The 23,911-nt window shown below is 40.4% G+C and carries 17 protein-coding genes and 1 pseudogene; 7 read left to right on the top strand and 11 right to left on the bottom strand.

Annotated elements, in window-relative coordinates:
* The 5 genes from HMPREF2837_RS10985 to HMPREF2837_RS10280 form a co-directional block, all read left to right on the top strand.
* Positions 1-1,607 (top strand): DUF2971 domain-containing protein (locus tag HMPREF2837_RS10985; RefSeq protein ID WP_261674361.1); only part of this gene is annotated, 1,607 nt, incomplete at its 5' end.
* 161 nt (positions 1,608-1,768) lie between these two features.
* On the top strand, positions 1,769-2,095 hold the full coding sequence (locus tag HMPREF2837_RS10295) for a PadR family transcriptional regulator (RefSeq protein WP_006149048.1): 327 nt from the start codon (positions 1,769-1,771) through the stop codon (positions 2,093-2,095).
* Entirely contained in the window at positions 2,082-2,675 is a 594-nt protein-coding gene (locus HMPREF2837_RS10290) for a DUF1700 domain-containing protein (RefSeq protein ID WP_049548867.1), read from the top strand. Before HMPREF2837_RS10295 ends, HMPREF2837_RS10290 begins: the two co-directional genes overlap by 14 nt.
* Complete coding sequence (locus HMPREF2837_RS10285) at positions 2,668-3,576, top strand: DUF4097 family beta strand repeat-containing protein (RefSeq protein ID WP_049548868.1); 909 nt, start codon at positions 2,668-2,670, stop codon at positions 3,574-3,576. The genes HMPREF2837_RS10290 and HMPREF2837_RS10285 overlap by 8 nt, the downstream gene beginning before the upstream one ends.
* Positions 3,577-3,663: 87 nt before the next feature.
* Positions 3,664-4,635, top strand: a complete 972-nt coding sequence (locus HMPREF2837_RS10280; protein ID WP_049548869.1) for a DUF6574 domain-containing protein — start codon at positions 3,664-3,666, stop codon at positions 4,633-4,635.
* A 156-nt stretch (positions 4,636-4,791) separates the two neighbouring features.
* Here the strand turns inward: HMPREF2837_RS10280 and HMPREF2837_RS10275 are convergent, their stop codons facing one another.
* From HMPREF2837_RS10275 to HMPREF2837_RS10225, 11 genes and pseudogenes are all read right to left on the bottom strand, one after another.
* The gene (locus HMPREF2837_RS10275; protein WP_049548870.1) at positions 4,792-5,649 is read right to left on the bottom strand and encodes a DUF4299 family protein; all 858 of its coding nucleotides are present in this window, start codon (positions 5,647-5,649) and stop codon (positions 4,792-4,794) included.
* A 123-nt stretch (positions 5,650-5,772) separates the two neighbouring features.
* The gene (locus HMPREF2837_RS10270; protein WP_049548871.1) at positions 5,773-6,759 is read right to left on the bottom strand and encodes an oxygen-dependent tRNA uridine(34) hydroxylase TrhO; all 987 of its coding nucleotides are present in this window, start codon (positions 6,757-6,759) and stop codon (positions 5,773-5,775) included.
* 127 nt (positions 6,760-6,886) lie between these two features.
* Positions 6,887-7,576, bottom strand: a complete 690-nt coding sequence (locus HMPREF2837_RS10265; protein ID WP_049548872.1) for a CPBP family intramembrane glutamic endopeptidase — start codon at positions 7,574-7,576, stop codon at positions 6,887-6,889.
* A gap of 163 nt (positions 7,577-7,739) precedes the next feature.
* Positions 7,740-9,218 (bottom strand): ABC transporter substrate-binding protein, encoded by a 1,479-nt coding sequence (locus HMPREF2837_RS10260; RefSeq protein WP_049548873.1) that lies wholly within the window; start codon positions 9,216-9,218, stop codon positions 7,740-7,742.
* A gap of 109 nt (positions 9,219-9,327) precedes the next feature.
* Positions 9,328-10,258, bottom strand: a pseudogene (locus HMPREF2837_RS10255) (carbohydrate ABC transporter permease).
* 13 nt (positions 10,259-10,271) lie between these two features.
* Positions 10,272-11,201, bottom strand: a complete 930-nt coding sequence (locus HMPREF2837_RS10250) for an ABC transporter permease (RefSeq protein ID WP_049548874.1) — start codon at positions 11,199-11,201, stop codon at positions 10,272-10,274.
* Positions 11,202-11,416: 215 nt separating this feature from the next.
* On the bottom strand, positions 11,417-12,532 hold the full coding sequence (locus tag HMPREF2837_RS10245) for a DUF4767 domain-containing protein (protein ID WP_049548875.1): 1,116 nt from the start codon (positions 12,530-12,532) through the stop codon (positions 11,417-11,419).
* 218 nt (positions 12,533-12,750) lie between these two features.
* Positions 12,751-14,631 (bottom strand): beta-N-acetylhexosaminidase, encoded by a 1,881-nt coding sequence (locus HMPREF2837_RS10240; protein WP_049548876.1) that lies wholly within the window; start codon positions 14,629-14,631, stop codon positions 12,751-12,753.
* Positions 14,625-15,494, bottom strand: a complete 870-nt coding sequence (locus tag HMPREF2837_RS10235; RefSeq protein ID WP_049548877.1) for an ROK family protein — start codon at positions 15,492-15,494, stop codon at positions 14,625-14,627. The genes HMPREF2837_RS10240 and HMPREF2837_RS10235 overlap by 7 nt, the downstream gene beginning before the upstream one ends.
* An 83-nt stretch (positions 15,495-15,577) precedes the next feature.
* Positions 15,578-18,223 carry an alpha-mannosidase gene (locus HMPREF2837_RS10230; RefSeq protein WP_049548878.1) on the bottom strand — a complete coding sequence of 882 codons (2,646 nt, stop codon included), beginning with the start codon at positions 18,221-18,223 and terminating at the stop codon, positions 15,578-15,580.
* A 186-nt stretch (positions 18,224-18,409) separates the two neighbouring features.
* The gene (locus tag HMPREF2837_RS10225; protein ID WP_049548879.1) at positions 18,410-19,690 is read right to left on the bottom strand and encodes a glycoside hydrolase family 125 protein; all 1,281 of its coding nucleotides are present in this window, start codon (positions 19,688-19,690) and stop codon (positions 18,410-18,412) included.
* 171 nt (positions 19,691-19,861) lie between these two features.
* Between HMPREF2837_RS10225 and HMPREF2837_RS10220 the strand changes: the two genes are divergently transcribed.
* Complete coding sequence (locus HMPREF2837_RS10220; protein WP_049548880.1) at positions 19,862-21,946, top strand: GH92 family glycosyl hydrolase; 2,085 nt, start codon at positions 19,862-19,864, stop codon at positions 21,944-21,946.
* A gap of 426 nt (positions 21,947-22,372) precedes the next feature.
* Entirely contained in the window at positions 22,373-23,821 is a 1,449-nt protein-coding gene (locus tag HMPREF2837_RS10215) for an APC family permease (protein ID WP_049548881.1), read from the top strand.
* The last annotated feature ends 90 nt before the right edge of the window (positions 23,822-23,911 follow it).

The following is a 23,911-nucleotide window of genomic DNA, read 5'->3' as shown; positions in this document are numbered from 1 at the left end:
AATTCCCTGAATCACATGATATAGCAGAAGCATTTGCTAGGACTTTGCTCCTTTTATCGTTCGAGCAGACCGTATTGGACGAACTGGAGACTACTGCTGAGAAATTACAGGAATTGCAGCAAAAATTCCTTGAATCGCATGACATAGCTTTACAGTATGCTAGATTTTTGTTCGTTTTATTAATCAAGCAGACCGAGTTAAAGAAAATCGAGGCTACTGTCGAGAAATTAGAAAAATTGCAGCAAAAATTTCCAAAATCCGAAGAAATTGCTTTTATATATAGCACGGTCTTAGCAAGCTTATTTGAACACCAAACAGAGTTAAGTGAACGTCTGCAAACCACAAAAATAATTAAAAAACTCTATGAACAGTTCTCCAAATTTATGTTACAAAATTTTGATGATCTATTTTTTCATGATGATAATGTTTGTTATAGAGAGGAGTACAAGCTATTCAACTTTATCCTAAAAGAAGGTCTTTTAAAGAATACTAAATATGCTATTTTACAAACATGGGTAAAACGTTATAAAGAAGACTCGAGTGAACTAAAGAACTTGCTATCTATTTATCAACTTGTTCAAAAAATCAAGTATCAACTTGGGCTAAAAGACGAAGATAAAAATCAGATGCTTAAATTCGGTCACTACACCAAGGGAAGCACTCTCCAAATTATGTTAGATCAAGAGGAGAATGAAAAGAAGAAAAGTACTTTTTCGGTATCTGGGAAAACTCGCTTGTATAATGCTAATTATATGAATGATCCTGAAGAAGGAATCGTCATAGAAAAGATATTAGGTTTAGATAGACGAGATATCTTAGAACCAAGCTCATGGTTTTTAATGAGTTTTACAAACAAAACGGATGATCTGGCCATGTGGTCCCAGTATGGTGATGATGCCAAAGGTGTTTGTCTAGTACTTCGTGAAGAGGATTTTTCTAGATTTACTTCCTTCAATGATGTTTCGTGGCGTCAAGAAAAAAACATTTTAGAATTCTCTGATAAGATGTATTTACTGAAATCTGAATTAAATAGTGGTTTTGAAAAATCTATCTCTCGGAGTGAAAGCGAAAATTCAGTCGATACTGTTAATGATGAAGGAACTGAACCGAATTCTGTAGAAAAAGCTAGTGATTCAAAAGGGAATCGTGATTATCTCTACCGAATTGCCTATGTTAAGCATATAAAGGAAAATTTAAAACTAGAACGAACTGAACTATTTGAGAAGTCGGAAATAGAAGAATTAGAAAAATTGTTGAATAGTTTAAAAGAAAAACTAGATATCGGTTCAAAAGTCACGGAGGAGAACTATCAAAATGCTATTTCTGAATGTATCGAAGAAATTCGCTACTTATTTAAATCTGTCGATTACAAATATGAAAACGAACTGCGCATCTTACGCTATGCTAACCTAGACCCAAGTAATGAGGAAATCAAAATTGACAAAACCTCTGGGGTAGGTAAACTTTATGTAGAACGAAAAAATTCAATTCAAATTGAGGAGGTTATTTTCGGACCTAAGTTTCCAAATCCTGAATATGTAACTCCTTTATTGAAACTTTTGGATAAGGATATTAAGTATAAAAAATCTACGATAAAATTCAGATAAAGTTCTCAAAAAAATCCTCTAATCTTCTAGTTTTCACTAGGAGATTTTTTATATATAAAAATTTTACACATATTACTTGACAGGGCTTACAAATAGATGTATGATGTATGTGTAGAATAATTATATATAAAATTTTTACATACTAAAAAAGGAGGTGCCCCATGTATTTTCCAACATCAGCGGCTTTGATTGAATTTCTCATCTTGGCCATCCTAGAACAAGGGGATTCCTATGGTTATGAGATTAGCCAAACCATTAAACTCATTGCCAAAATCAAGGAATCTACCCTCTACCCCATCTTGAAAAAACTGGATACCAACCGCTATCTGACTACATACTCTCGCGAATACCAAGGTCGGATGCGGAAATACTACTCCTTGACAGAGATTGGGGAGGAGCAACTATTTGTACTCAGAGAAGAGTGGACACTCTACACTGACACTATCAACGGCATCATAGAAGGGAGCATTCGCCATGACAAGAACTGAATATTTGAATCAGCTTGAAGCCTATCTGATGAAGCTTCCTCAATCTGATCGCATTGAAGCCATGGATTACTTCAAAGAACTCTTTGATGATGCGGGTCCAGAAGGTGAGGAGGAGCTTATCGCTAGCCTGGGAAGTCCAAAAGAAGCTGCCCATGATATCCTGACTACACTTCTTGATAAGAAAATCAACGAAGAAAATTCCAGTAAGAACGACCGCCATATTTTACGCATCGCTCTACTAGCCCTTCTTGCAGCTCCTATCGGCATTCCGGTCGGAATTGCTCTTCTCATGGCTATCATCGGGATTTTTATCGCTGCTGTCAGCGTACTTATAGCCTTCTTTGCTGTATCAGTAGCTGGACTAATCCTAGGAGGCGTTCTCCTATTTGAAAGCTTCTACGTTCTGGCTGAATCGACATCTGCTTTTATACTGATTTTTGGTGGAGGTTTACTAGCTATTGGAGCTTCATCTTTAGTTCTGCTGGCAACGTCCTATGTAACACGTTTCTTTGGATTACTAGTCCTTCGACTTATCCAATGGATTCTTAATAGAGGAAAGAGAGGTGAAAGACATGCGTAAATGGACAAAAGGATTTCTTATCTTTGGTGTTGTTACCAGTATCATCGGTTTTTCCATGATGATCATCGGCATCCAAACAGACGGAGTCAGAAGCCTCCTTGCAATGTCTCAAAATCCAGTATTTGAAAGTCGAATGGAAGAACTCGTTTTTGATCAAGATATCGAAAACCTTAACATCTCACTGAAAGAACATTCGCTCGTCATTACGGAGTCAAACGATGATAAGATTCACCTTCAGTATCACCCGACCATCTCTGAAAAAGAAAATCTTCAACACTCTATCAAAGAGAAAAGTCTTGAAATAACTGATACCAAATCAACTACACGTCGCTCTATAGGTTCTAGTATCGAAGGTATCCTCTTTATCGCAAGCGGAATTTCTAGCCGCAATGATGAAGTTGTTCTCTCATTACCAAGAGAAAGAGAATTAAAAAATCTAACTGCCCAGGTAAACCATCGTATCCTTTCAATTGCCAATACAAAACTCAGCAATGCCAAGATTCTGTCAAATGGCTATCTTCTTCGTATCACTGATAGCGAGATTAAAAATAGCCAACTGATCACAACTGGAATTGTCAATGTATTTGAAACCAGTCTAACAGATAGTCGTATCCAAGCAGACCATCAACATATCACTGCAGACGATATCCAAGTGCACGGTAGAGTGGAATTCGAGGCAAGAAAAGATATCTCACTCGAGTTATCCCAAAAGGAACTTGAGCGAATCAATGTTGAGTTTTCTGCTGAACATGGTGATATCTATCGCTGGCATCGAGACAGACGTGACATACATACGGGAGGTAGTAAAGGTGAAGCATTAGCGAACCCTTACAAAACAGAAAAAAAAGATACGCAAGATCTCCTCGTCGCAAAATCGAATCAAAGTATCTATTACCCATAATAAGATCGCTTGCTTTCTTATAGAAATCATGAATAAAGACAACTAGTAGTTACTACTCAAAAATTAATCAAAAAAGGGAGGTCTATTATGACTCAAGAATGGTTTGAAAGTGCTGATTTCGAAAAAACAGCCAACAATGATAAAAAAGATAGCCCATCCGACTCAGTTCTCCTTGAAGAAGATACAGAGACAAGAGAAGAGGCGCCAGTAGTTGAGGAAAATCCTCAAGCCAACCCAGAAGATAAGGAAACTAGTGAGGAAACTGTAGAGACTGAAGAGCTCGCTGAAAAATTAGAAAAGATAGACGAGTCAGAAGAACCTGTTAAAGAAGCTTCTCAGAAAAGTCAATCTTTGACTAGCAAGTCTTTGGAAAGCCCATTTTTACCAGATTCTGCATCTACAAAAACAGCAGTATTTGCAGTTTTCAAAGAAGAACTGGCTGATCTTTGGGTTTGGCTACAAGGAGCCCTTAAAGAACCGACAGCAAGCATTGATACAGATAAAAAACATAGTTATAATGCCTTTGCGCTACTGACTATCTTTTCTGCTCTTAGTTTCTTCTGTGCGATTTATCATATTAAGCATGACTACTACGGCCATATGGCGGCTATCAACTCTCATGCCATCGAGCAGTTCCCTTCACTGAATCTCTTTTCTATCTTCTCCATCTTGGTAGCGACAAGCTTATTCTTCTTTTCTATCCTTATGGGTGGATTCGTAGTTAAACGTTTTGTCAATCAGGACAATGACTGGACACTGGAAAAAGCCTTGCAAGAGTATAGCAGACTCTTCGCCCTTCCTATCCTGCTCACGGGTATTGCCAGTTTCTTTGCCTTCTTTAATAGTCTACGTTTTGCGGCTCTTCTTTGCCTCATTAGCATTGGTCTCGTACTTCTTGCCAACCTCTATACCATCTCAAGACCAAGTAAAGATAGCCAAACTGACTCCTTCTATCGCCTTCTCTTAGCATTTCTAGTTAACGGTGGTATCCTATTTCTCTTCTTCCTAGCAGAAATGACTCTGGTTTTTGAATATCTACGAATCCTAGCTTTTATGTAAGATAAAGGTAGCGAGATAGAAAGATATTAGCTTTAGAGGATCATTACTATAAAATTTTAAAAACAAAAAAAGCGAACAAGACAGAATTCTGATAATCAGAAAACTAATCTTGTCCGCTTTTTAACTTTATAGAAACTTTTGTCACAGATTCCTTATTTATCTATTTGCTAAAGCTTCAAAATCCTCTCCTGAAACTGGTCCTACCACTATTTGGTTGGCATCCAAATCCTGACAAAGTTCCTTTGGAAGAGCTTCTAAGAAGGTTTGATAATCCAGTCTAGCTACTGCTTCATAATCTTCTAGTTTTGAGCCATCCCCAGAGATTTTTACCAAATCAATCTCCCAAACAAGTTCCTTGCCTACCAATTGCTCAACATAAGGAGCTGGAATCACCGGTTCTTTTGGCAAAATAGTCTTTACTCCTTGAGCCAGGTGGTAGATTCCATGAACCTTACCCTCACTATCTGGGTAGAATTTAGCACTTGCAGGGTAAGCATCTGACCCTTGAACCCTCTTAACTAGCTCTTCAAAACGTGCCAATCCATCTTCTTCTAGGAAACTTTCTAAATCCTTCTTATCAAAGTAAATAGTTGATAGAATTCCTTGGCAAAAGGCCAAACGAGTATCCTTGTCAGCTAAATAGTTTTTAACAGTTTCTTGGAAATAAAGATTCAAGTCGAAGTCCTCAATACCTTCAACTGCTTCTCCTATCTTACTAGAAAATGCTCGCAAAAAATCTTCTACAATTTCCCAGTCAGCTCTTGTGATAAAATCAGGAATAACAACTTGATAGCCTTTCTTGCTATCTTCATAGCTAACTTTAAAGAGAAATTGAGACTTGCCTATGATTCCACACTCGATATACTCAAGGCGATTGAGGGATTGACGAAGATAGACAGCATCATAACTATGTGACTCTAAGCCATCTACTAGGGCCAAGACTGACTTAGCTGTTAAAATCTCCTGTTGTCCTAAAATACTTTGTTTATTTGGAATAAAAAATGTTTTCACCATAAATGGCCTCATTTGAAATCGTTTACATATAGTATACACCATTTTCCTGAAAGATGCAGAAACAAATTTAAGATTTTTTGGTCAAAAGCATAGAAAAACAGCCCGTCAGGACTGTTGATACTATTATACGACTTCAGAATGATCTAGATTCTCACCAATCGCTGCTAAACGCTCGATAACTTGATCTTGCGTTAATTCATGTTCCAAAACATAGCGATTACGTGGGTGAACACGGCACTCGTGTGAGCAACCACGGAGATATTTATCTTCGTTGTCTTCTGATGCCAAGATACGACGGTTACAGAAGGGATTTCCACAGTTAACATAACGTTCACATGGTGTTCCGTCAAACCAGTCTTTCCCTACGATGGTTGGGTTAACATGGTTAACATCGACTGCGATACGCTCGTCAAAGACATACATTTTCCCATCCCAAAGTTCCCCTTGAACTTCTGGATCTTTACCATAAGTGGCGATTCCTCCATGCAATTGACCGACATCTTTGTAGCCTTCACGAACCATCCAACCAGAGAATTTCTCACAGCGGACTCCACCAGTACAGTAAACTACGACGCGCTTGTCCATGAACTTTTCCTTGTTATCACGGACCCATTGTGGCAATTCACGGAAGTTGCGGATATCTGGACGAATAGCCCCACGGAAGTGACCAAGATCGTACTCGTAGTCATTCCGAGTATCAAGGACAACTGTATCTTCATCAAGAAGAGCTTCTTTAAATTCTTTTGGAGACAAGTAAGCACCCGTTGTCTCAAGTGGATCGATGTCGTTGTCAAAGTCGTTGTCTTCCAAACCAAGGTGGACAATCTCTTTCTTGTAGCGAACAAACATCTTCTTGAAGGCTTGTTCACTTTCTTCGTCAATCTTGAACCAGAGGTCTTCCATACCTGGAAGGCTGTGAACATAGTCCATGTATTTTTGCGTGGCCTCATAGTCACCAGAAACAGTTCCATTGATCCCTTCGTCAGCGACTAGGATACGACCTTTGAGGCCGATTGACTTACAGAAAGCCAAGTGGTCTGCAGCAAATTGTTCCGCGTTTTCGATGGGAACATATTTATAGTAAAGTAAAACTCGAATATCTTTTGACATGTGCTTCTCTTTTCTAAGATTAAATTATCAGAATTTTTCATTCAACTATTCCAGTATACTCTCCCAAGAAAGCGAATGCAATTTATTTGACCGAAAATTGAAAACAAGACCATTTTCAGATCTTGTTTCAACTAAATATTCGGTGAAGAAAAGTTAACAAAAATGGCAAGGTTGCTACAATATTATTAATCACATGGACTGCATAGCCAGGATAGATACTCTTGGTATAACGAGTTAATCCAGCACAACATACTCCAAATGTCGAAAAAACAAGAATATCTAAGAAATTTGGAAAGCTAGAAAAGTGAGGAAGAGCAAACAAAACCGAAGGAAGAATCAGGTCAAGTCCAAGCTTCGAATCTTTAAAGAAGGCGTGTTGGAACAAACCCCTATAAATCAACTCTTCCATCAGAGGGCCTAGGAAAAATAAAGTCAGGTAGATACCCAATTCAGCAAAATTTGTCTCACTATAGCCGATTAGTACAGCCCAGCCTTCAGAGGTTGACTGTACATGTTTTGCCGTTTGAAAATTAAAAGATATGCAAAGTACAGTTACGAAAACCGTCAAAACTGTGTACCATAGCCATTTTTTCTTTGGAATAACAAAAAGGTAGCCATGTCCTGTCTTGACTAAAATCCATATCATGAGGCCAATAAAGACAAGACTAATAAGATTTTTAATCCAGAAAAAATTCCCAATCTGAGAAGAAAATTGCCAGTAATTTTGGACCACAAGTGTTAGCTGAGAGAGTCCATATACGAAAAATAAGTAAGATAAGATTGCACTGATTTTAAAGAGTAGATGGTATTTTTTCATATGTCGGTGTCCAACGTTATATGTAAGAGTAAATATCTGATTTTAAATACAGATAATTATATGTAAACACTTTAAAAAGAATCACCACCTCGTCTGGAAAAACCAGACAAGGCAGTGATCGCTCTTTTTAGGAATGAATACACGAAATCAATTGTTCTTGCGATTATTTGCTTTTCAAGAATTCGTCGTATTGTTTTTGCATTTCATCCAATACTTTTTGGTAAGCACCTTCAGATTTCAATTTTTCCATCAATTCTGGAATAGCTTTTTCTGGGTCTACAGTACCAGTGTTGATAGCTGTATCGAATTGTTGCATAGTGTTAGTGATAGCTGAGATTTCAGATTTCACGTTGTCAGTGTTAAAGATGAATCCAAGCGCTGGAGATTCTTTTGCAGTTTCCAAGTCTTTCTTAGATTGTGCAATTTGTTCATCTGTAACGTTTTCGTTGATGTAAAGGATCCAGTTGTTACCAGTGTTCCATCCTGACATGTGAGTGTTTCCTTTGTATCCGTCAAGGACTTTAACACGGTTTTCTTTACCTGCAACTTTTTCCCAGTTCTTGCCTTCTGGACCGTAAACAAGGCCGTTCAAGAGTTCTGGATTAGTGTTCAAGAGATTCAACACTTCCATTGCTTTTTCTTTGTTCTTAGAGTTGTTTGAGATTACAAAGTTAGCAACTTGAGTTGTTTGGTTTTTCTTGATGAAGTTAGTAAATGGTTTGATTTGGATGTCTCTGTTAGCAACACGAGAAAGTAAGCTGCTACCGTAGTCAGCTGGTCCTACTGTCTCTTCACGAACAAACCAAGTATCTTGAGTAAGGTCATATGAAGTATCGCTAGTTGCTACGTCTTTTGGAATGTATCCTGCTTCATAGAATTTGTGAAGAGTCTTCAAGTGTTCTACGAAACGAGGAACTTCGTAACGGTTAACGATCTTAGTAGTATCGCCTGCAAGGTCGATGACAAATGGAAGCCCGTTTGCAACTGGGTAGTCAAAGTTTTCTGATGGGATAAAGTTTTTACCAACAGCGAATGGCATTACATCTGGAGCTTTTTCTTTGATTTGTTTCAATACTGGTTCAAGTGTTTCGTATGAAGTTACACCTGAGATATCGATTCCATATTTTTCAAGAAGTGGGCCGTTGAAAGCAAAGTTTTGTGAAGATGCAACGTTAGCCGCAACTGGAACTGAATAGATTTTACCGTTTACAGTGTTACCTTTGATGTAAGCTGGGTCAAGAGCTTTGTAAAGGTCAGCTCCTTCTTTCTTGTACAATTCTGTCAAGTCAGCATAAGCACCTTTTTGAGCGTTTACGACGTAGTTATCTGCAAATGCGATATCATAGTTTTCACCTGATGAAGTGATAACTGACATTTTCTTACCGTAGTCACCCCAACCAAGGTATTGGATATCCAATTTAGCGCCAACTTTTTCTCCGATGATCTTGTTTGCATTTTCTAGCAATTCATCCAAGTTATCTGGTTTGTCACCGATTTGGTACATTTTGATAACAGTCTTGTCACCTGATGCTGAGTCAGCAGCTTTTTGGCTGTTTCCTTTAAGGTTTCCACAAGCAGCAAGGCTAGCAGCTAAAGCTACAAGGCTAGCAGATGCAAAAGCATATTTTTTCCAGTTTTTCATTATAAAAACTCCTTTTTTTATTTTTAAAGTTATTAACAAGTTGAAATTGTTGATTTTCCTTAACTAGAAAAATCAGGGCTAGGGGAGAAACAAGGTTTCTCAGATTTCCTTATTCTTTAACACCACCGATGGTCAAACCTTTTACAAAGTAGCGTTGGAAGAATGGATAGAGAATCGCAATAGGTAGGGTTGCAACTACAACCATGGCCATACGAGGCCATACGACCTGTTTCCTTTGGTAGGGCAACTGCAAGTTGTCCTGACATACCAACTGACTTGGCAATGTAATCCATGTTGTTTTGGATTTGCATGAGCAAATATTGCAATGGATACAAGTTATCACTCTTGATGTAAAGAAGGGCGTTAAACCAGTCATTCCAGAATCCAAGCGCTGTCAATAGTGTAATCGTTGCGATACCTGGTAGTGAGAGCGGCAAGCAGATTTGGAAGAAGATACGAGCTTCACTAGCTCCATCGATACGAGCTGACTCGAGGATTGCTTCTGGGATGGTCTTCTTGAAGAAGGAACGCATCAACATGATGTTGAATGGCGATAGAAGCATCGGAACGATCAAGGCCCAAATAGTATCACCAAGGTGAAGCAATTGAGTCACTACGATATAGCCTGGTACCAAACCAGCATTGAACAACATACTGAGAAGAGCGAAGATTGTAAAGAATTTACGATACTTAAATGTTGAACGTGAGATGGCATAGGCGTAAGTTGTTGTGATAAAGACGTTTGTCAATGTCCCAACTACTGTTACAAATACTGAAACAAAGAGCGCTTGTAAAATCTTATCTTTGAACTGAGTTAAAAACTCAAAACCATCTAATCCAAATTGTGATGGGAAGAAGCTATATCCATGTTGAATGATACTCTTCTCATTTGTAATTGAGATAATGATAACAAAGATGAAAGGCAAGATACAAGAGAAGGCTAGCAAACCAGATATGATACTAAAGAAGATATCTGCTTTCTTGCTGAAGGAGTGTATGCCAACATTATCAATTTTTGCTTTTTGAACTTTTTTTGCCATATGCTCCTCCTTTCTAGAATAGGGCTGAGTTAGGATCTACACGTCGTGCTAGTAAGTTTGATAGGATAACCAAAATCAAACCAACGACTGACTGGTAGAGACCTGCTGCTGAAGCCATACCGATATCTGCTGTCTGAGTCAAACCGTTAAAGACATAGACGTCTAATACGTTTGTTACACTATAGAGCTGACCAGCATTGTGAGGGATTTGGTAGAAGAGACCGAAGTCTGCACGGAAGATGTTTCCGACTGCAAGGATGGTCAATACTGTCACAAGTGGTGTTAACTGAGGGATGGTTACATTGCGGATACGTTGCCATTTGCTAGCACCGTCCACTGTTGCTGCTTCGTAGTAGGTTGAATCGATACCCATGATTGTTGCATAGTACATAACACTACTGTATCCAAAGCCTTTCCAAATACCTAGGAAAAGGAGAAGATAAGGCCAGATACTGATGTCAGCGTATAAGTTAATCCCCTTCATGCCAAGAGCTTCCAAGGTGTGGTTGATGACCCCTTTATCGATGTTTAGGAAAGCATCTGTAAATAAACTGATGATAACCCAAGATAAGAAGTAAGGGAACAACATAGATGTTTGGTAGATTTTAACCATTTGCTTAGAGCGAAGTTCACTAAGGATAATGGCAATACCAACCGATACAATCAAACCGATAAAGATGAAGCCAAGGTTGTAAAGAACAGTATTTCGAGTGATAACAAAGGCATCTTTTGAACTAAACAAGAACTTGAAGTTGTCTAATCCGACCCATTTACTATTTATAATACTGTGGACAAACCCTTCGCCAGTCATTCGGTAATCTTTGAAGGCAACCACATTTCCAAATACCGGGATGTAGAAGAATAAGATCAACCAAAGTGTACCTGGTAGAACCATTAAGAGAAAAATCCAGTTATCTCTCAAGGTTTTTGAAAACTTGTTCATAATTTCCTCCCTTTTTATTTTTCTAAAACTTAATAATCTCACAATTTTTTAGATTTGATAACGTTTACAATAAGAGTATACTCTTATTTTAAGGATAGTTTAAACTACTAATTATAGAAAAAACTCCACAAATTATTTTATGTGGAGAACTTTTTTATATAAGAAGGATGTTTCACGAGAAACGCCTTACTTGCAAGAGGAGTTGCCCATCTCTACTAATTGAAAACTCCTTCCAATATCGGTTGGTGAAATTCAACAAAATGAATCTGGGCATCTATAATAGTACCTGCTTCGTTTTGATTAATCTCTGGTTGCCCCTCAGTATGTAAAATAGTAGGGCGACCATCCTTATAGCCAAAGAGAATCACTTCTGTCCCTACTTCATTCACATAACAGGCCAAGATTTCAAATCGTTTTTCTCCAAGACCAGCAGTATAGCCATGCCATTTAAAAGTATATTTGACTCCATCGACTTGCCCAAATTGCATAATCTGATCCGGAACTGCAAGCACATAATAGCGACCATATGTTGCTAGGCTAGCCGACTTATATCTTTCACCACTACTATCCGAGTAGGATTCCATGACTATTTTTATCTTGTCTATTAGAGCACTATAGTCTGTATCTGGCTCATTCTCTCTAGTGACACTTGTTTTTAATAGAAATTCCTTAAAGCCTTGTGCTAAATCTGTGTTTTCAGTCTCTTCAAAGTTTGCAGCACTGATAGTTTCTAACGTCTTATCGGCATGTAAGACCTGTGCTTGCCCATCTTTCAGTGTAAATAAGTAGAAATGTTTGTCCTGATTGTCATAGTAGGCATCCAAAACCAAGTAATCATAGGCATTGTCACTGGATACCCCGAAAATATTCCATATGACTCTTTTCTGAGAAACAGTCGTTGTTTCTAATTTTTTGATGAATTCATTTTTTTGGTCAAAGTTTCTATGCTCTAGTCTATAATAGGACTGTCCCATAGAAGCAGCCCAGCTTGCAAACTCTTCCTGCCACTTTTCAGTCTTGTATTGGATTAGCTTCTGAAAATCCGAGTAGTTCTTCATAATCAAGGCTTGGTCAGTCGGATTAGATTGCTGGAGTTCTTCCATAGCTACAACGGTAGCAGACACGGGTGATTGAACACTTGTATCTTTGGCTTCTTTTTCGTGCGCAAGAGCCTTTTGATAGGAATCCGCTAGGTAATGAAAATAGTTGGTTACTTCCTTGGTTTGTTGCTCTCTTGATGTTGACTGACTAGTTACGCTATCTTCTGTCGCCTTGTGGCAAGCAGATAAAACTAGCACACTCGCACCTAGGACTAGTAGTAGCTTTTTCATGATCAAACCTCCAAACTATCCTTATACTCAATGAAAATCAAAGAGCAAACTAGGAAGCTAGCCGCAGGCTGTACTTGAGTACGGTAAGGCGACGCTGACGTGGTTTGAATTTGATTTTAGAAGAGTATTATACCTTCATTATACTCCTTCCCAACCTCCAAATCAAAAAACATCTCCATTTATTTAAAAGGAGATGTTTGGCTATTTGTGATAAATTTCTAGGTTGTATAAATGGTCGAAGCTGTCGCAATAGTATGCCACTGGTTGGCTGTCGTTGCTGCGAAGTCCTTGTCTGCGTAGAAGTCAGTAAATGGAAGAATCTCTACTTCTAGTTCGTCAATACGAGAGATTTCGCCTGCCAGGTAGTTTTCAATGCGACTTTCTGCTCGCTTGATCCGCTGCAAGAGTCCGCCCATACGGATATCGACCGTATCTAAGCCAAAGACCTTGTTTTCTTTCAACCATTGTTGGCTAAAGAGGGCATGGAAGTTTTCAATCTCACTTCTGAGTTCTGGCAGTTCTTCTCTAGCGATTTGTTGCAAGCTTTCTTTATCATCCACTTGATAAGCCTCACGAATGCGTCGCCCCACATCAACCTTGCTACTTAAAATAGCATTCAACTGGGCCTGAGTTTCGAAAAGATAAGCGTAGACTCCAGCTTTATCTTTAATGTCAGAAAGAGTCTCAGCTGCCTGGGCAAAGTGAGGCTTGTCCTGTTCAGGTGTCATGTGCTTATCAAGGATTGGACAGAGAACATCCTGATAAAAGACATAGCGATTGGGGTTGATTCCGCTGAGATTATCTGGTAGATCTGGTAAGAGGTTGGCAAGGTCAAGCTGCATAAAGTCCTCAACAGATAGACCTGTATTGGTCTTGAAGTGAGCAGATAAACGCTCTAAATCATTTCGATAGCTGAGTTCTGCCCAGATTTGCAAGCTTGGTAGAATAGAGAACTGAGCTGTTTCACCACCATTGTCCCCCCATCCAGTCACGATGACTTCTTTGATCTGATTAGCACGGCAGGCTTTGTTTGCTTCGATAGCGATGAGACGACTGAAATGGTTGTGTGGTGTGAAACCAATCCACTTCCAAGCACCACCTGCAAAGGCAATATCCTGGCTAATCTTGTGGTGGTTACCGAAGTTACGGTTGTATTTTTCTTCGCTATCCTGATAATAATCCCAGTAAACCAAGGTCACACGGTCTTTGAGACGGTCTAAGTAAACACGAGTTTCTTCTGGAATTTCGACATCACGGTCGTACTGGCCATCTGCTGACATGAGTTTGAAGAACATATCGCTCCACATCTGGCAGTGGAAACCATACTTGTCTGCAATATCCAGCACGCGCTCCAAATGTTGACACATGAGGAGGCTACGGTCCACAACACCGTTTAAGATGAGGTAGCGTCCCAAACCAACCAAGTGGGCTTCGTCCATGCCGATATTGACCTTGCGTGTTTGTAGCTTAGACAAAGTCGCAAACATTCCGTCAATCAAATCATAAACCTTTTCTTCACCGATGAGGAGAATGTCCTCTACATCACGGAGTTGTTGAACTTCTTTGACGCCCCATTTGACAAAGGCTGACAAGTGAGCCAAGGTCTGAATACAAGGTACAAAAGTCATGTCAAACTGCTGGGCATAGGCTTCGATTTCCTGTAATTCTTCAGCTGAGTATGCTCCACGGAAATAGCCAAAATAAGGTTGCCCTTCAATCTGATAGGTGTCTTCCATGTAGAGCTCAAAGGTTGAATAACCCATCAGAGCTAAGACTTCAATTATCTGTTTGGCAGATGCAACATTTAGAACTGCATTACGGGAACAATCCGCCATGTAGGCTAAATCTTCATAAGCCACTTGCTCCTCAATCTCTACCTTATCACCTTCTACCAAAGCTGTTGCGAGAACAGACAAGGCGCGATAGAGTTGGTGAGGTTTGCGATAAGTCAATTGATAGCTTCCGCCCTCACCCTTGATAGAAATAGAAGATTGATCAGACTGGGTGACTGCCACTTCTACATCTGGTAGAGAAATGTGCTTTTGAAGTAAGTCTATAGCTTGCTGTTGTTTAGTGCTAATTCCGGTAAAATTTACCATTGCTTTTCCTCCTGTAACCAGTTGACAAGGGCACCGTAGAGATTGGCATCTGCCTGATAGGTGCAGGCTTGGATCACTGGCGCAATTGTATACTCTTCATATCTTTCCACAAAGACGTCTACCGCTTTTTGCACCCCTTTGATAAAATCTGGGTTCTGACTGATAGAGCCACCTAGGCTAATGACATCTGGGTCGATTAGATATTGGATATTGAGTAATCCTTGAGCTAGGTTACGATTCATACGCTCAATGGCTTCTTGGCAAAGGGCATTGCCTGCTGCAGCCTCTTGGTAAACCTTACGGCCATCCCAGTCTGACTGACCTGATTTTTCAATCACATAACGAACCATGTTTCCTGTAGAAGCTAGTTGTGACCAGTTATTGAGTTTTTCTGCTGGTTCGATAGTTGTCATGTAGCCAAACTCACCGCCCAAGCCATGGCGACCACGGTGAATTTTGCCATTGATAATCATAGCACCGCCAATCCCTGTGCCAATGACAACACAGGCTGCATTTTCAATCTCAGGATGAGCTAGCAGTTCACTAAGTCCAACACAGTTAGCATCATTTTCTAGATGGACAGGTAGCTGGTGATGAGAAAGGGCCTGGTACCATGAAAAACCATGGATATAAGGAATGGCACTAATCCCCTCGATCACTCCTGTTTCTTGATTGACCGCTCCTGGAACACTCATAGCAATCCCACGATAGTCCTGTTCTGACAAGCGTTGGTCCAACCAAGCCAATAAATCTTCTAGAGTTTCTGGAGTTGGGGTGCTGGTCTTATCTAAAATCTTTCCATCAGGAGTTAGACTAGCAAACTTAATACCAGTCCCTCCGATATCAATCGTTGCAATGGTCATTGCTTTCACCTGCAAAAGGAGCGAATCAGCAGTTGGTTCTTACTTTTTCGCTCCTCCTTTCTGTTTATGTTTTATTTTTGAAATTAAATTTCTTCTTTTTGAATGAATTCTGTACGAATTTCCTGTGGTGCCAATAGTCTTGAATGGACTGGGTATGGGCGTTCCAACAAGTCAAGAATGGTTTGTTGTTTTTCAGACACACGGATATTTTCTTGACTCATGTTGTAGTAACGAAGGACATAACCTTCTTCATTCTCAGCCACCTTAAAGGCTGTTGGGCAGACTTGTGGCAAGTTCAGTGCTGGATGGTTAAAGAGGCTACCCGTTGCTGCAACGCTACCCTCTTGTTTTGCAACTTGAAGAGCTGTAAATGGCACCTGGAAGGCTTTGGCACGACGGAAAGCTGAGAAGCGTTCCCCTGCTTGGTGACATTCTACTGCAAACTCAACTTCGATAGCTCGCAAGCACTGGGCTTCTGGCGTTGGGAAATAGCCCCAGTCACCGAGTTCGCCTGAAGCACGAAGAAGGGTTACAGCCATGGTGTCATCTCCAAGAATTTCATACTCGTGCAATCCTTTATTGGATACTGTCACTCCTTTAACATCATCATACAAGCTGACAAAGGCTTGTTGGTGTTGTGGATTTTCAGGATTTTCCCAAGAAGCTGCCGGTTTATTTGGTCTTGTCACAACTTCATAGATGCTTTCAGAATCATTGCTTGGACGAGTGTTATGAGTTTTCACCAAGAGACGGATGCGGTGGTCTTTGGCTGTATTAGTAAAGCGAGTCTTGAAGCGAATCTGTGGATTGTCCACAAAGACAGTCATTTCTGTTTCAAGAGGAATAGTTGTCAAATCTTCTGAACGACCTGCATCTCGTTTCATGAACTCGATGATACCTCTTTGTTCAGCATCCAATTTTTCATCTGCGCTAACTGGAATAGTCAAGTCATGTTTGAGCAATACCTTAGCATAGCGAGCATTGTTTTCTAGGACATCGTATCCCTTCAATTGAGCATAGATTGGCTCAGTTCCTTTTGGTTGGAAGTAAATATACTCGTTTCCGACATCTCCTCGATCCTCGAAGCGAATAAAGTCTTCGTAAGCTTCGTTTGTAGTCTTGTCATAGACTGTGATTCCTTGGTCTACACTGACAGTTACGAATGGGGTATCAATGACTCCGTTTTGGTAAATACCATCACGGTAATCTACTTGACCCTCGACCAATTGGAAGCTTGCCCAAGAAAGCGGTGCAAGGTGGACTGGGACTGTCACGCGCACTTGGCGTGCAATATATGGTTGGCGGAATTTATCCTTAGGCAAAGTATAGCCAAAACTTGCTCCCAAGTCTTCAACCTTGGCTTCAAGGATATGGCCATCCAAATCTTCAACATGGTAATCTGGCAAGATCACGGCTGCCATCTTCTTGTAACCTTCAGTCGGATGCAATTCTTTGAAATCACAAGTCACAACATCCACTACAACACTAACTGTATCAACCTTGTCATGTAAAGCTGTGTTGACAACGGTAAAGAGGTGGTCGCTTTGCGCATTTTGAGTAGCTAGCTTGCTCTTCCACTCGTTGAGAAGGTTAGTCTTAACAAAATTCCCGACTTGATTAACCTTTGCAAAACGAGTTTCCATTTCACGGTGAACTTCATCAATACTACAACCACAGATACTATCGTGCGGTGCATTTTGCAGAAGTACTTTCCAAGCATAGGTCAATTGATCCTTGTGGTTGTGTCCACCAGTGATAATGGTTAATGGTTCCACGACCTGCTCTAACAAGTTGCTATTTTCTTGGAAGGCTTGTTTGAGGTAAATACGGGAAGAAGATGTGTTAGCAAGAGTATACCAACCATCCGTTTCCTGACTGGTCAACTCACCTGTAACCGTTGATAGGTGTTCAGGAAGTGCACTTTCCACTGCTTGGACATATTCATCAAAAGAACTGTGAATAAAGGTCACGTCTGGGAAAAGTTCGTTGGCCACACGAATCGCTTCACTAATATTTCTCTGTACAGGCTGGTGGTCACAACCGTTCATCATCAACCATTGGTTGGTAGATGCATAGTCACGGACGTCTGCCAATTTTTGTTTCCAGAAGGTCAAGGCTTCGTCTCTATCCACTGGAATTTCATTCCCGTTACTGTACCAGTTAGCAAAAAGAATGCCGAGTACACGGCTACCATCAGCCCCTTGCCAGTACATCTCAGAAAATTGAGAGGTAAACTGTTCATCTTCAAGGACTTGATTGTCAAATCCGATTGGCTTGACACCGCGACCAAAGGCTGCTACGTGAATACCTGATTTTTGAAGGATTTGAGGAGCCTGCCCCATATTTCCAAAGGTGTCTGGGAAGTAACCAATTTGAGTAGATTTGCCCCATTTAGCACATTCCGCTTGTCCAATCAAGGTATTGCGGACGTTAGCTTCACTGGAAATCAAGTAATCATCCTGCAAGATATAGAAGGGCCCAATCTTCAATTTGCCTTCGTCGATATAACGCTGCACCTTGTCACGGTTTTCAGGGCGAATTTCTAAATAGTCATCGAGGACAATGGTCTGTCCATCTAGGTGGAAGCTCTTGAACTCAGGATCATTTTCAAAAAGATCAAAAAGATTGTCAAAAAGTTCCACCAATTGCATACGGTGACTTTCAAAAGGTAGATACCACTCACGATCCCAGTGACTGTGAGAGATGATATGTACAACAACATTTTCCATGAGTAAAACCTCATTCTAACTTAAATTTAAAAGTATATTTGTGATTCTTTGCAAGAACCAGTGAAGCTAAAGCGTGCTCCTTATACTCAATGAAAATCAAAGAGCAAACTAGGAAGCTAGCCGCAGGCTGTACTTGAGTACGGCAAGGGGACGCTGACGTGGTTTGAATTTGATTTTCGAAGAGTATTAGCGGATATCCAGGTAATCCAAGACTAATTCGCAGAACATCATGTTGGCCCATGAGAACCATTCGCGTGAGTAGAGTGTCGGATCGTCTACGTGAAAGCTTTCGTGCATAACACCTGTTCCGCCATCACAGGCAACTAGTTGGTCTAGCAAGTATTTTTTCTCAGCTTTATCTGTAGCTGTTAAGCCTTGAATTGATAGGGCAATCGGCCAGATATAACGATAGAAGGTATGAGAGCTTCCAAGTCCGCTAGCGTATTCTCCTTGGTAGAAGTAGGGATTTTCAGGGCTGAGAATGGTGCGACGAGTGGCTTGATAGACCTCATCGTTCACATCACAATAACCAAGATATGGAGCAGCTAACAAACTTGGTACGTTAGGGTCGTCCATGATGCTAGCATTTCCTAAACCGTCTACTTCAAAGGCATAGATCTTCTCGCCCTTGCTATTAGTCGTGTAGGCGTAATTTTCAATCCCTTCTTGGATTTCAGCTTGCAGACGTTTAGCGTCAGAAATGATACTCTCGCTATCAGCTAGATTCAATTCTGCAAAGATTTCCTGGACATAACCCAAGACAACCACTGCAAACATATTCGACGGAATCAAGTAGCTATACTGACAGCAGTCATCACTTGGACGAAAGGCTGACCAGGTCATTCCTGTAACGGCAAAGTCAGGACCAAAGCCGTCATTTACCAAGGTATCTTCCTTACGGTCGGTATCACGAACAAAGCGATATGGTGAGTTCTTGTGGTCTTGTTCCACCGTCCAGAGATGGAGAATCTCCTTAGTCGCCGTAACAAAAGTTCCATCAAACTGGCTAGTCTCACCAGTTTCTTTCCAAAGAAGGTAAGCCAACTGCAATGGGTAGCAAAGCGAATCCACTTCATACTTGCGCTCCCAAATCCAGCCATTCAAGTCTGTATGGTCTGTCTCATGGTGGCCTTTCCAGTTCTCCTCAATATTGAAAGAGTTGGCATAGGGATCTTTGAGAATCAAAGTCATCTGACGTTTAACCAAACCAGCAATGGTCTGACGCAAACGAGGATCTCTTTTAGCCACATGGAGGTATGGTCTCAGCTGAGCAGTCGAGTCCCGAAGCCACATAGCAGGGATATCTCCAGTCAGTACAAAAGTTGAGCCGTCTTCTAAGATCTCAACTGTATTGTCCAAGGTGTCTGTATAGCAACGTTCAAAGACATCAACCCACTCAGGATGATCTTTAGCACGCTTTGCTACCTCATCTAGCCACTCTCTGACAATTTCTTTTGAATAAACCATAAACTATTTTGCCTCTTTCAAACAAATTTTCATTTTCAGTATATAGCTTTTAGTCCAGAAAATATATACACAAATGTTAGTCATTATTCTACAAAATTGTTATATTTTGAAGTCGCTTTCTAAAAGTCTCCTTTTTCTGATATAATGTAGAAAACTACTGAAGGAACTACTATGAAACCTATACTTGAAACCATTGATACGCGTTTTGGAACAGCCAGTAAACATGCTTTTTCACGAGGAAACACCCTACCTTACACGGGCGTACCTTTTGGGATGAATTACTTTGTGCCCCAGACCAGTGACCAGGAGGGCTCTTGTTTTTTTGATCCTCATCTTCCTATCTTTCAGGGTATTCGACTAACCCACCAGCCTAGTCCCTGGATTGGTGACTACTCTTGGCTACTTCTAACTCCAGTCACAGGAGATATTATCGGGGATACCCTCTACCATCGCCAATCCTCTTATAATCTAGAGCGTGCTATTTTCAATCCCCATTATCTCCGAATTTTTTCTGAGCGTTATCAGATTGAAACTCAACTCACACCTACTTGCTATGGGGCTTCTATTCAACTAAGACAGATACAAGGCAAGAAGCTCTCACTCTATCTGCATGCAACTGATGATTTATCATTAGAGCAAGTAGATGAGCGTACTGTCAGCCTTGGTCAAAGCGGATTAACCGAAACCAACAAAAGTCCCCTCGTCATGTTTACTGCTCTCGCATTCTCTACGGATATTCTATCTATCAATCAAGTGGGGCAAGACTGGCGTATCGACTTGGCTGGAGCAGAAGCTCTAGTTCAACTAGCCACTTCTTTTATTTCTAAAGAACAGGCCCTCTTTAATCTGCCTATAAAAGACTTTGAAGAAACGAAAACAGAGGCTAAAGAAAGTTGGGAAAACCTTCTAGGTCGTTTTGATGTCGTAGAAACCGGCCCTGTAGACCAAACATTTTTTGATTACTGTCTATATAGACTCTTTCTTTTCCCACAAACCTTCTATGAGGTAAATGAGCAAGGCGAGAATATTCATATAGACCTTGCTTCAGGGACTATCAAACCAGGTCTTCTCTTTACCAATAATGGTTTCTGGGATACCTTCCGCACTTCATTCCCACTCTTTGCCTTGATTATTCCAGAATACTATCGTCAGTTCCTTGAAGGCTTCCTCAATAGCTACCGCGACACTGGATATCTTCCTAAGTGGCTTGCCCCTGATGAAAGAGGAATGATGCCTGGCACTTTGATTGATGGTCTTATTGCAGATAGCGCCTGCAAAAACATGGCACCTGAGCTTGAGGAAGAATTTCTCAAAGCCATGATCAAAACTGCGACCAATGCAGATCCAAAAGCTATCAATGGACGACACGGCCTGGCCCAATACCAAAAGCTAGGATACCTATCCACGGACTTCCATGAAAGTGTCAGTCATACACTGGACTATGCTTACAGTGATTTTTGCATCTCTACCTGCGCAGCAAAATTAGGTCAAGAAGAGCTGGCACAAGCCTATGCTCAATATGCTAAGAATTATCAAAACCTATTTGACCCTGAGACAGGCTATATGAGGGCGCGTGATGTAGATGGCTACTTCCGTCCTGACTTTTCTCCATATAGTTGGGGGCGAGATTACGCCGAATGTTCAGCTATTCAAGCCAGTCTAGGTGTCTTACATGACATTTCTGGACTTAGCCAACTAATGGGTGGAAAGGAAGCCTTTAGTAACTATCTTTTAAAAACTTGTCAAAGTCTCCCTCTCTTTGAAACGACAGGCTATGGATATGAAATTCATGAGATGAGCGAAATGGCAACAGCGCCATTTGGGCAACTAGCCATTTCAAACCAACCAAGCTTTCACATCCCTTATCTCTTCCGCTATAGCAATTATCCTCAATACACCAGTCTCTTAATCAAGACTCTCCGTCAAAAAGCCTTTCGAGCTGGCTGGGATGCTTATCCAGGAGATGAGGATAACGGTAGTCTATCTGCTTGGTATGTCTGGTCTGCCCTTGGACTTTACCCGACCTGCCCAGGAAAAGCAAGCTATGACCTTGGGATTCCACTCTTTGATCACCTTCGTATCTATCTGACAGAAAGAAACAAGTGGTTGGATATTCGTACACAACAAAATCATGAACACTTCCACTTTGTACAAGACTGTCATCTTGACGGAAAAGAAGTTCAGAGTATTAGTCACCAGGATTTGCTAGATGCTCAAACTCTCAACTTTACCCTCAGCTGGTTACCAAATCACTAATCGATCAAATCCCTTTGCCATGTACAAGGGGATTTTCTGATTTATAGTAAATCTTCCACAAAGTTATCCACAGATTGTGCATAACTTTCAATCAACTTTCAAATCAATTTCATGTACTTCCAAACGATTTCTCTCAACCATTTTTTTGACATTCTAAAGTAAAACACCCTCAATAGACTGTTCTATCAGTCTTTATAACCGACTAGCTTAGTACCCAACTCATACATTCTATCTCTTTTTTCTAAACTAACATTTGGAAAATAATTTTTTATTTCACAAAGTTATCCACAGATTGTGTATAACTTTTACTCAAGTACAAACTCCATCTGATAAATTCCCTCCTACATTTTTTATAGTAAATTTCAAATTTTGTTAGGCGCTTTCAAAAAATCATGATATACTGAAATTATAAGAAAAGGAGACATTATGAAAAAAGATCAACACCAACTTAATTGGCTGATGGTTTCTCTTATTGCTTTCAACATGGTTTGGGGGCTCGGAAACGTCGTCAACAACTATTCTCAACAGGGGATTTCAGTAGTCGTATCTTGGGTTTTAATCCTCGCACTCTATTTTATCCCATACTCCCTCATCGTTGGACAACTAGGTTCTACCTTTAAGGAAAGCGGAAGCGGTGTTAGTGACTGGGTTGAAAAAACATCAACCAAACGTCTAGCCTACTTTGCTGCTTGGACCTACTGGGTTGTGCATATCCCTTATCTTGCACAAAAACCTCAAGGAATCCTGATTCCGCTTGGATGGGCCTTGCAGGGTAACGGACAATTTCTAAAACAAATCGACATCCACTGGATCGTTATTCTCTGCTTACTAATCTTTGGACTTTTCCTCTACCTTTCTACAAAAGGATTGACAACACTGAAAGTCATCGGTAGCTTGGCAGGAAGTGCCATGTTGATTATGTCTTTACTCTTTGTACTTTTGGCTGTCGGTCTGCCTTTCATTAAGCCAGACATCCAGTTTGCGACACCGCACATGGATCAACTGAGTACTTACATTCCAAACTTTGATTTCTCTTATTTTACAACAATCTCACTATTGGTCTTTGCAGTTGGTGGTTGTGAAAAAATTTCCCCATATGTGAATCAAACTCGCAACCCTGAAAAAGAATTTCCAAAAGGTATGATTGTGATGGCCATCATGGTGGGGCTATCTGCTATCCTCGGATCAGTTGCCATGGGAATGCTATTTGATGGTAATAACATCCCTGAAGACCTCATGCGTAATGGTGCTTATCAAGCCTTCCAAATGTTAGGAAATTCTTGGGGAGTTGGAAACCTATTTGTCGTGATTTACGCTCTTACAAATATGGTCGGACAAATAGCGGCACTTGCCTTCTCTATTGACGCACCATTGCAAATCCTTCTCAATAACGCTGATGAAAACTACATCCCAAGCTGGCTTCGCAAACGTACTGAAAAAGGTGTCCTCATTAACGGTTACCTCCTTACAGGTGTCCTCGTTAGCCTCATCATCATCCTTCCAATTTTTGGTATTCAGGAAATTGATGGACTTGTAAAATGGATGACCAACCTCAATTCTATCGTAATGCCAATGCGTTATCTCTGGGTATTCCTTGCCTATATGATGCTCAACCGTGCTTGGAAAACATACAAAAATGCGGAATACAAGTTTGTGAACAATCCTAAACTTGGCTTTGTTATCGGTACTTGGTGCTTTCTCTTTACTGCCTTTGCTTGTATCCTTGGTATGGTTCCAAAAATTAACTACGCTGAGAATCCAACGGCTTGGCAATTCTCGCTTCTTACAAACATCTTGACCCCAATTATTCTGATTGGTTTAGGTGTTATTCTACCAATCCTTGCAAAAAAAGAACAAAAGAAACAAATCAAATAAATTCTACTATTAGCTAGATAGTTTCACTTTTGTCTTTTCCCGAAAGAAAAATCCCTTTGAACAGTAGCGTTCAAGGGGATTTCTTTTTGT

Origin of the sequence: Streptococcus sp. HMSC071D03 (genome assembly GCF_001812125.1) — a bacterium.
GTDB lineage: Bacteria > Bacillota > Bacilli > Lactobacillales > Streptococcaceae > Streptococcus > Streptococcus pseudopneumoniae_N.
The sequence above is the reverse complement of the archived record's forward strand: the minus strand, read 5'-3'. Positions and strand labels throughout refer to the sequence as shown.

Bases quoted from the DNA above. Each gene is read 5' to 3' on its own strand.
- HMPREF2837_RS10295 (WP_006149048.1), top strand. From the start codon at position 1,769: ATGTATTTTCCAACATCAGCGGCTTTGATTGAATTTCTCATCTTGGCC.
- HMPREF2837_RS10290 (WP_049548867.1), top strand. From the start codon at position 2,082: ATGACAAGAACTGAATATTTGAATCAGCTTGAAGCCTATCTGATGAAG.
- HMPREF2837_RS10285 (WP_049548868.1), top strand. From the start codon at position 2,668: ATGCGTAAATGGACAAAAGGATTTCTTATCTTTGGTGTTGTTACCAGT.
- HMPREF2837_RS10280 (WP_049548869.1), top strand. From the start codon at position 3,664: ATGACTCAAGAATGGTTTGAAAGTGCTGATTTCGAAAAAACAGCCAAC.
- HMPREF2837_RS10275 (WP_049548870.1), bottom strand. From the start codon at position 5,649: ATGGTGAAAACATTTTTTATTCCAAATAAACAAAGTATTTTAGGACAA.
- HMPREF2837_RS10270 (WP_049548871.1), bottom strand. From the start codon at position 6,759: ATGTCAAAAGATATTCGAGTTTTACTTTACTATAAATATGTTCCCATC.
- HMPREF2837_RS10265 (WP_049548872.1), bottom strand. From the start codon at position 7,576: ATGAAAAAATACCATCTACTCTTTAAAATCAGTGCAATCTTATCTTAC.
- HMPREF2837_RS10260 (WP_049548873.1), bottom strand. From the start codon at position 9,218: ATGAAAAACTGGAAAAAATATGCTTTTGCATCTGCTAGCCTTGTAGCT.
- HMPREF2837_RS10250 (WP_049548874.1), bottom strand. From the start codon at position 11,201: ATGAACAAGTTTTCAAAAACCTTGAGAGATAACTGGATTTTTCTCTTA.
- HMPREF2837_RS10245 (WP_049548875.1), bottom strand. From the start codon at position 12,532: ATGAAAAAGCTACTACTAGTCCTAGGTGCGAGTGTGCTAGTTTTATCT.
- HMPREF2837_RS10240 (WP_049548876.1), bottom strand. From the start codon at position 14,631: ATGGTAAATTTTACCGGAATTAGCACTAAACAACAGCAAGCTATAGAC.
- HMPREF2837_RS10235 (WP_049548877.1), bottom strand. From the start codon at position 15,494: ATGACCATTGCAACGATTGATATCGGAGGGACTGGTATTAAGTTTGCT.
- HMPREF2837_RS10230 (WP_049548878.1), bottom strand. From the start codon at position 18,223: ATGGAAAATGTTGTTGTACATATCATCTCTCACAGTCACTGGGATCGT.
- HMPREF2837_RS10225 (WP_049548879.1), bottom strand. From the start codon at position 19,690: ATGGTTTATTCAAAAGAAATTGTCAGAGAGTGGCTAGATGAGGTAGCA.
- HMPREF2837_RS10220 (WP_049548880.1), top strand. From the start codon at position 19,862: ATGAAACCTATACTTGAAACCATTGATACGCGTTTTGGAACAGCCAGT.
- HMPREF2837_RS10215 (WP_049548881.1), top strand. From the start codon at position 22,373: ATGAAAAAAGATCAACACCAACTTAATTGGCTGATGGTTTCTCTTATT.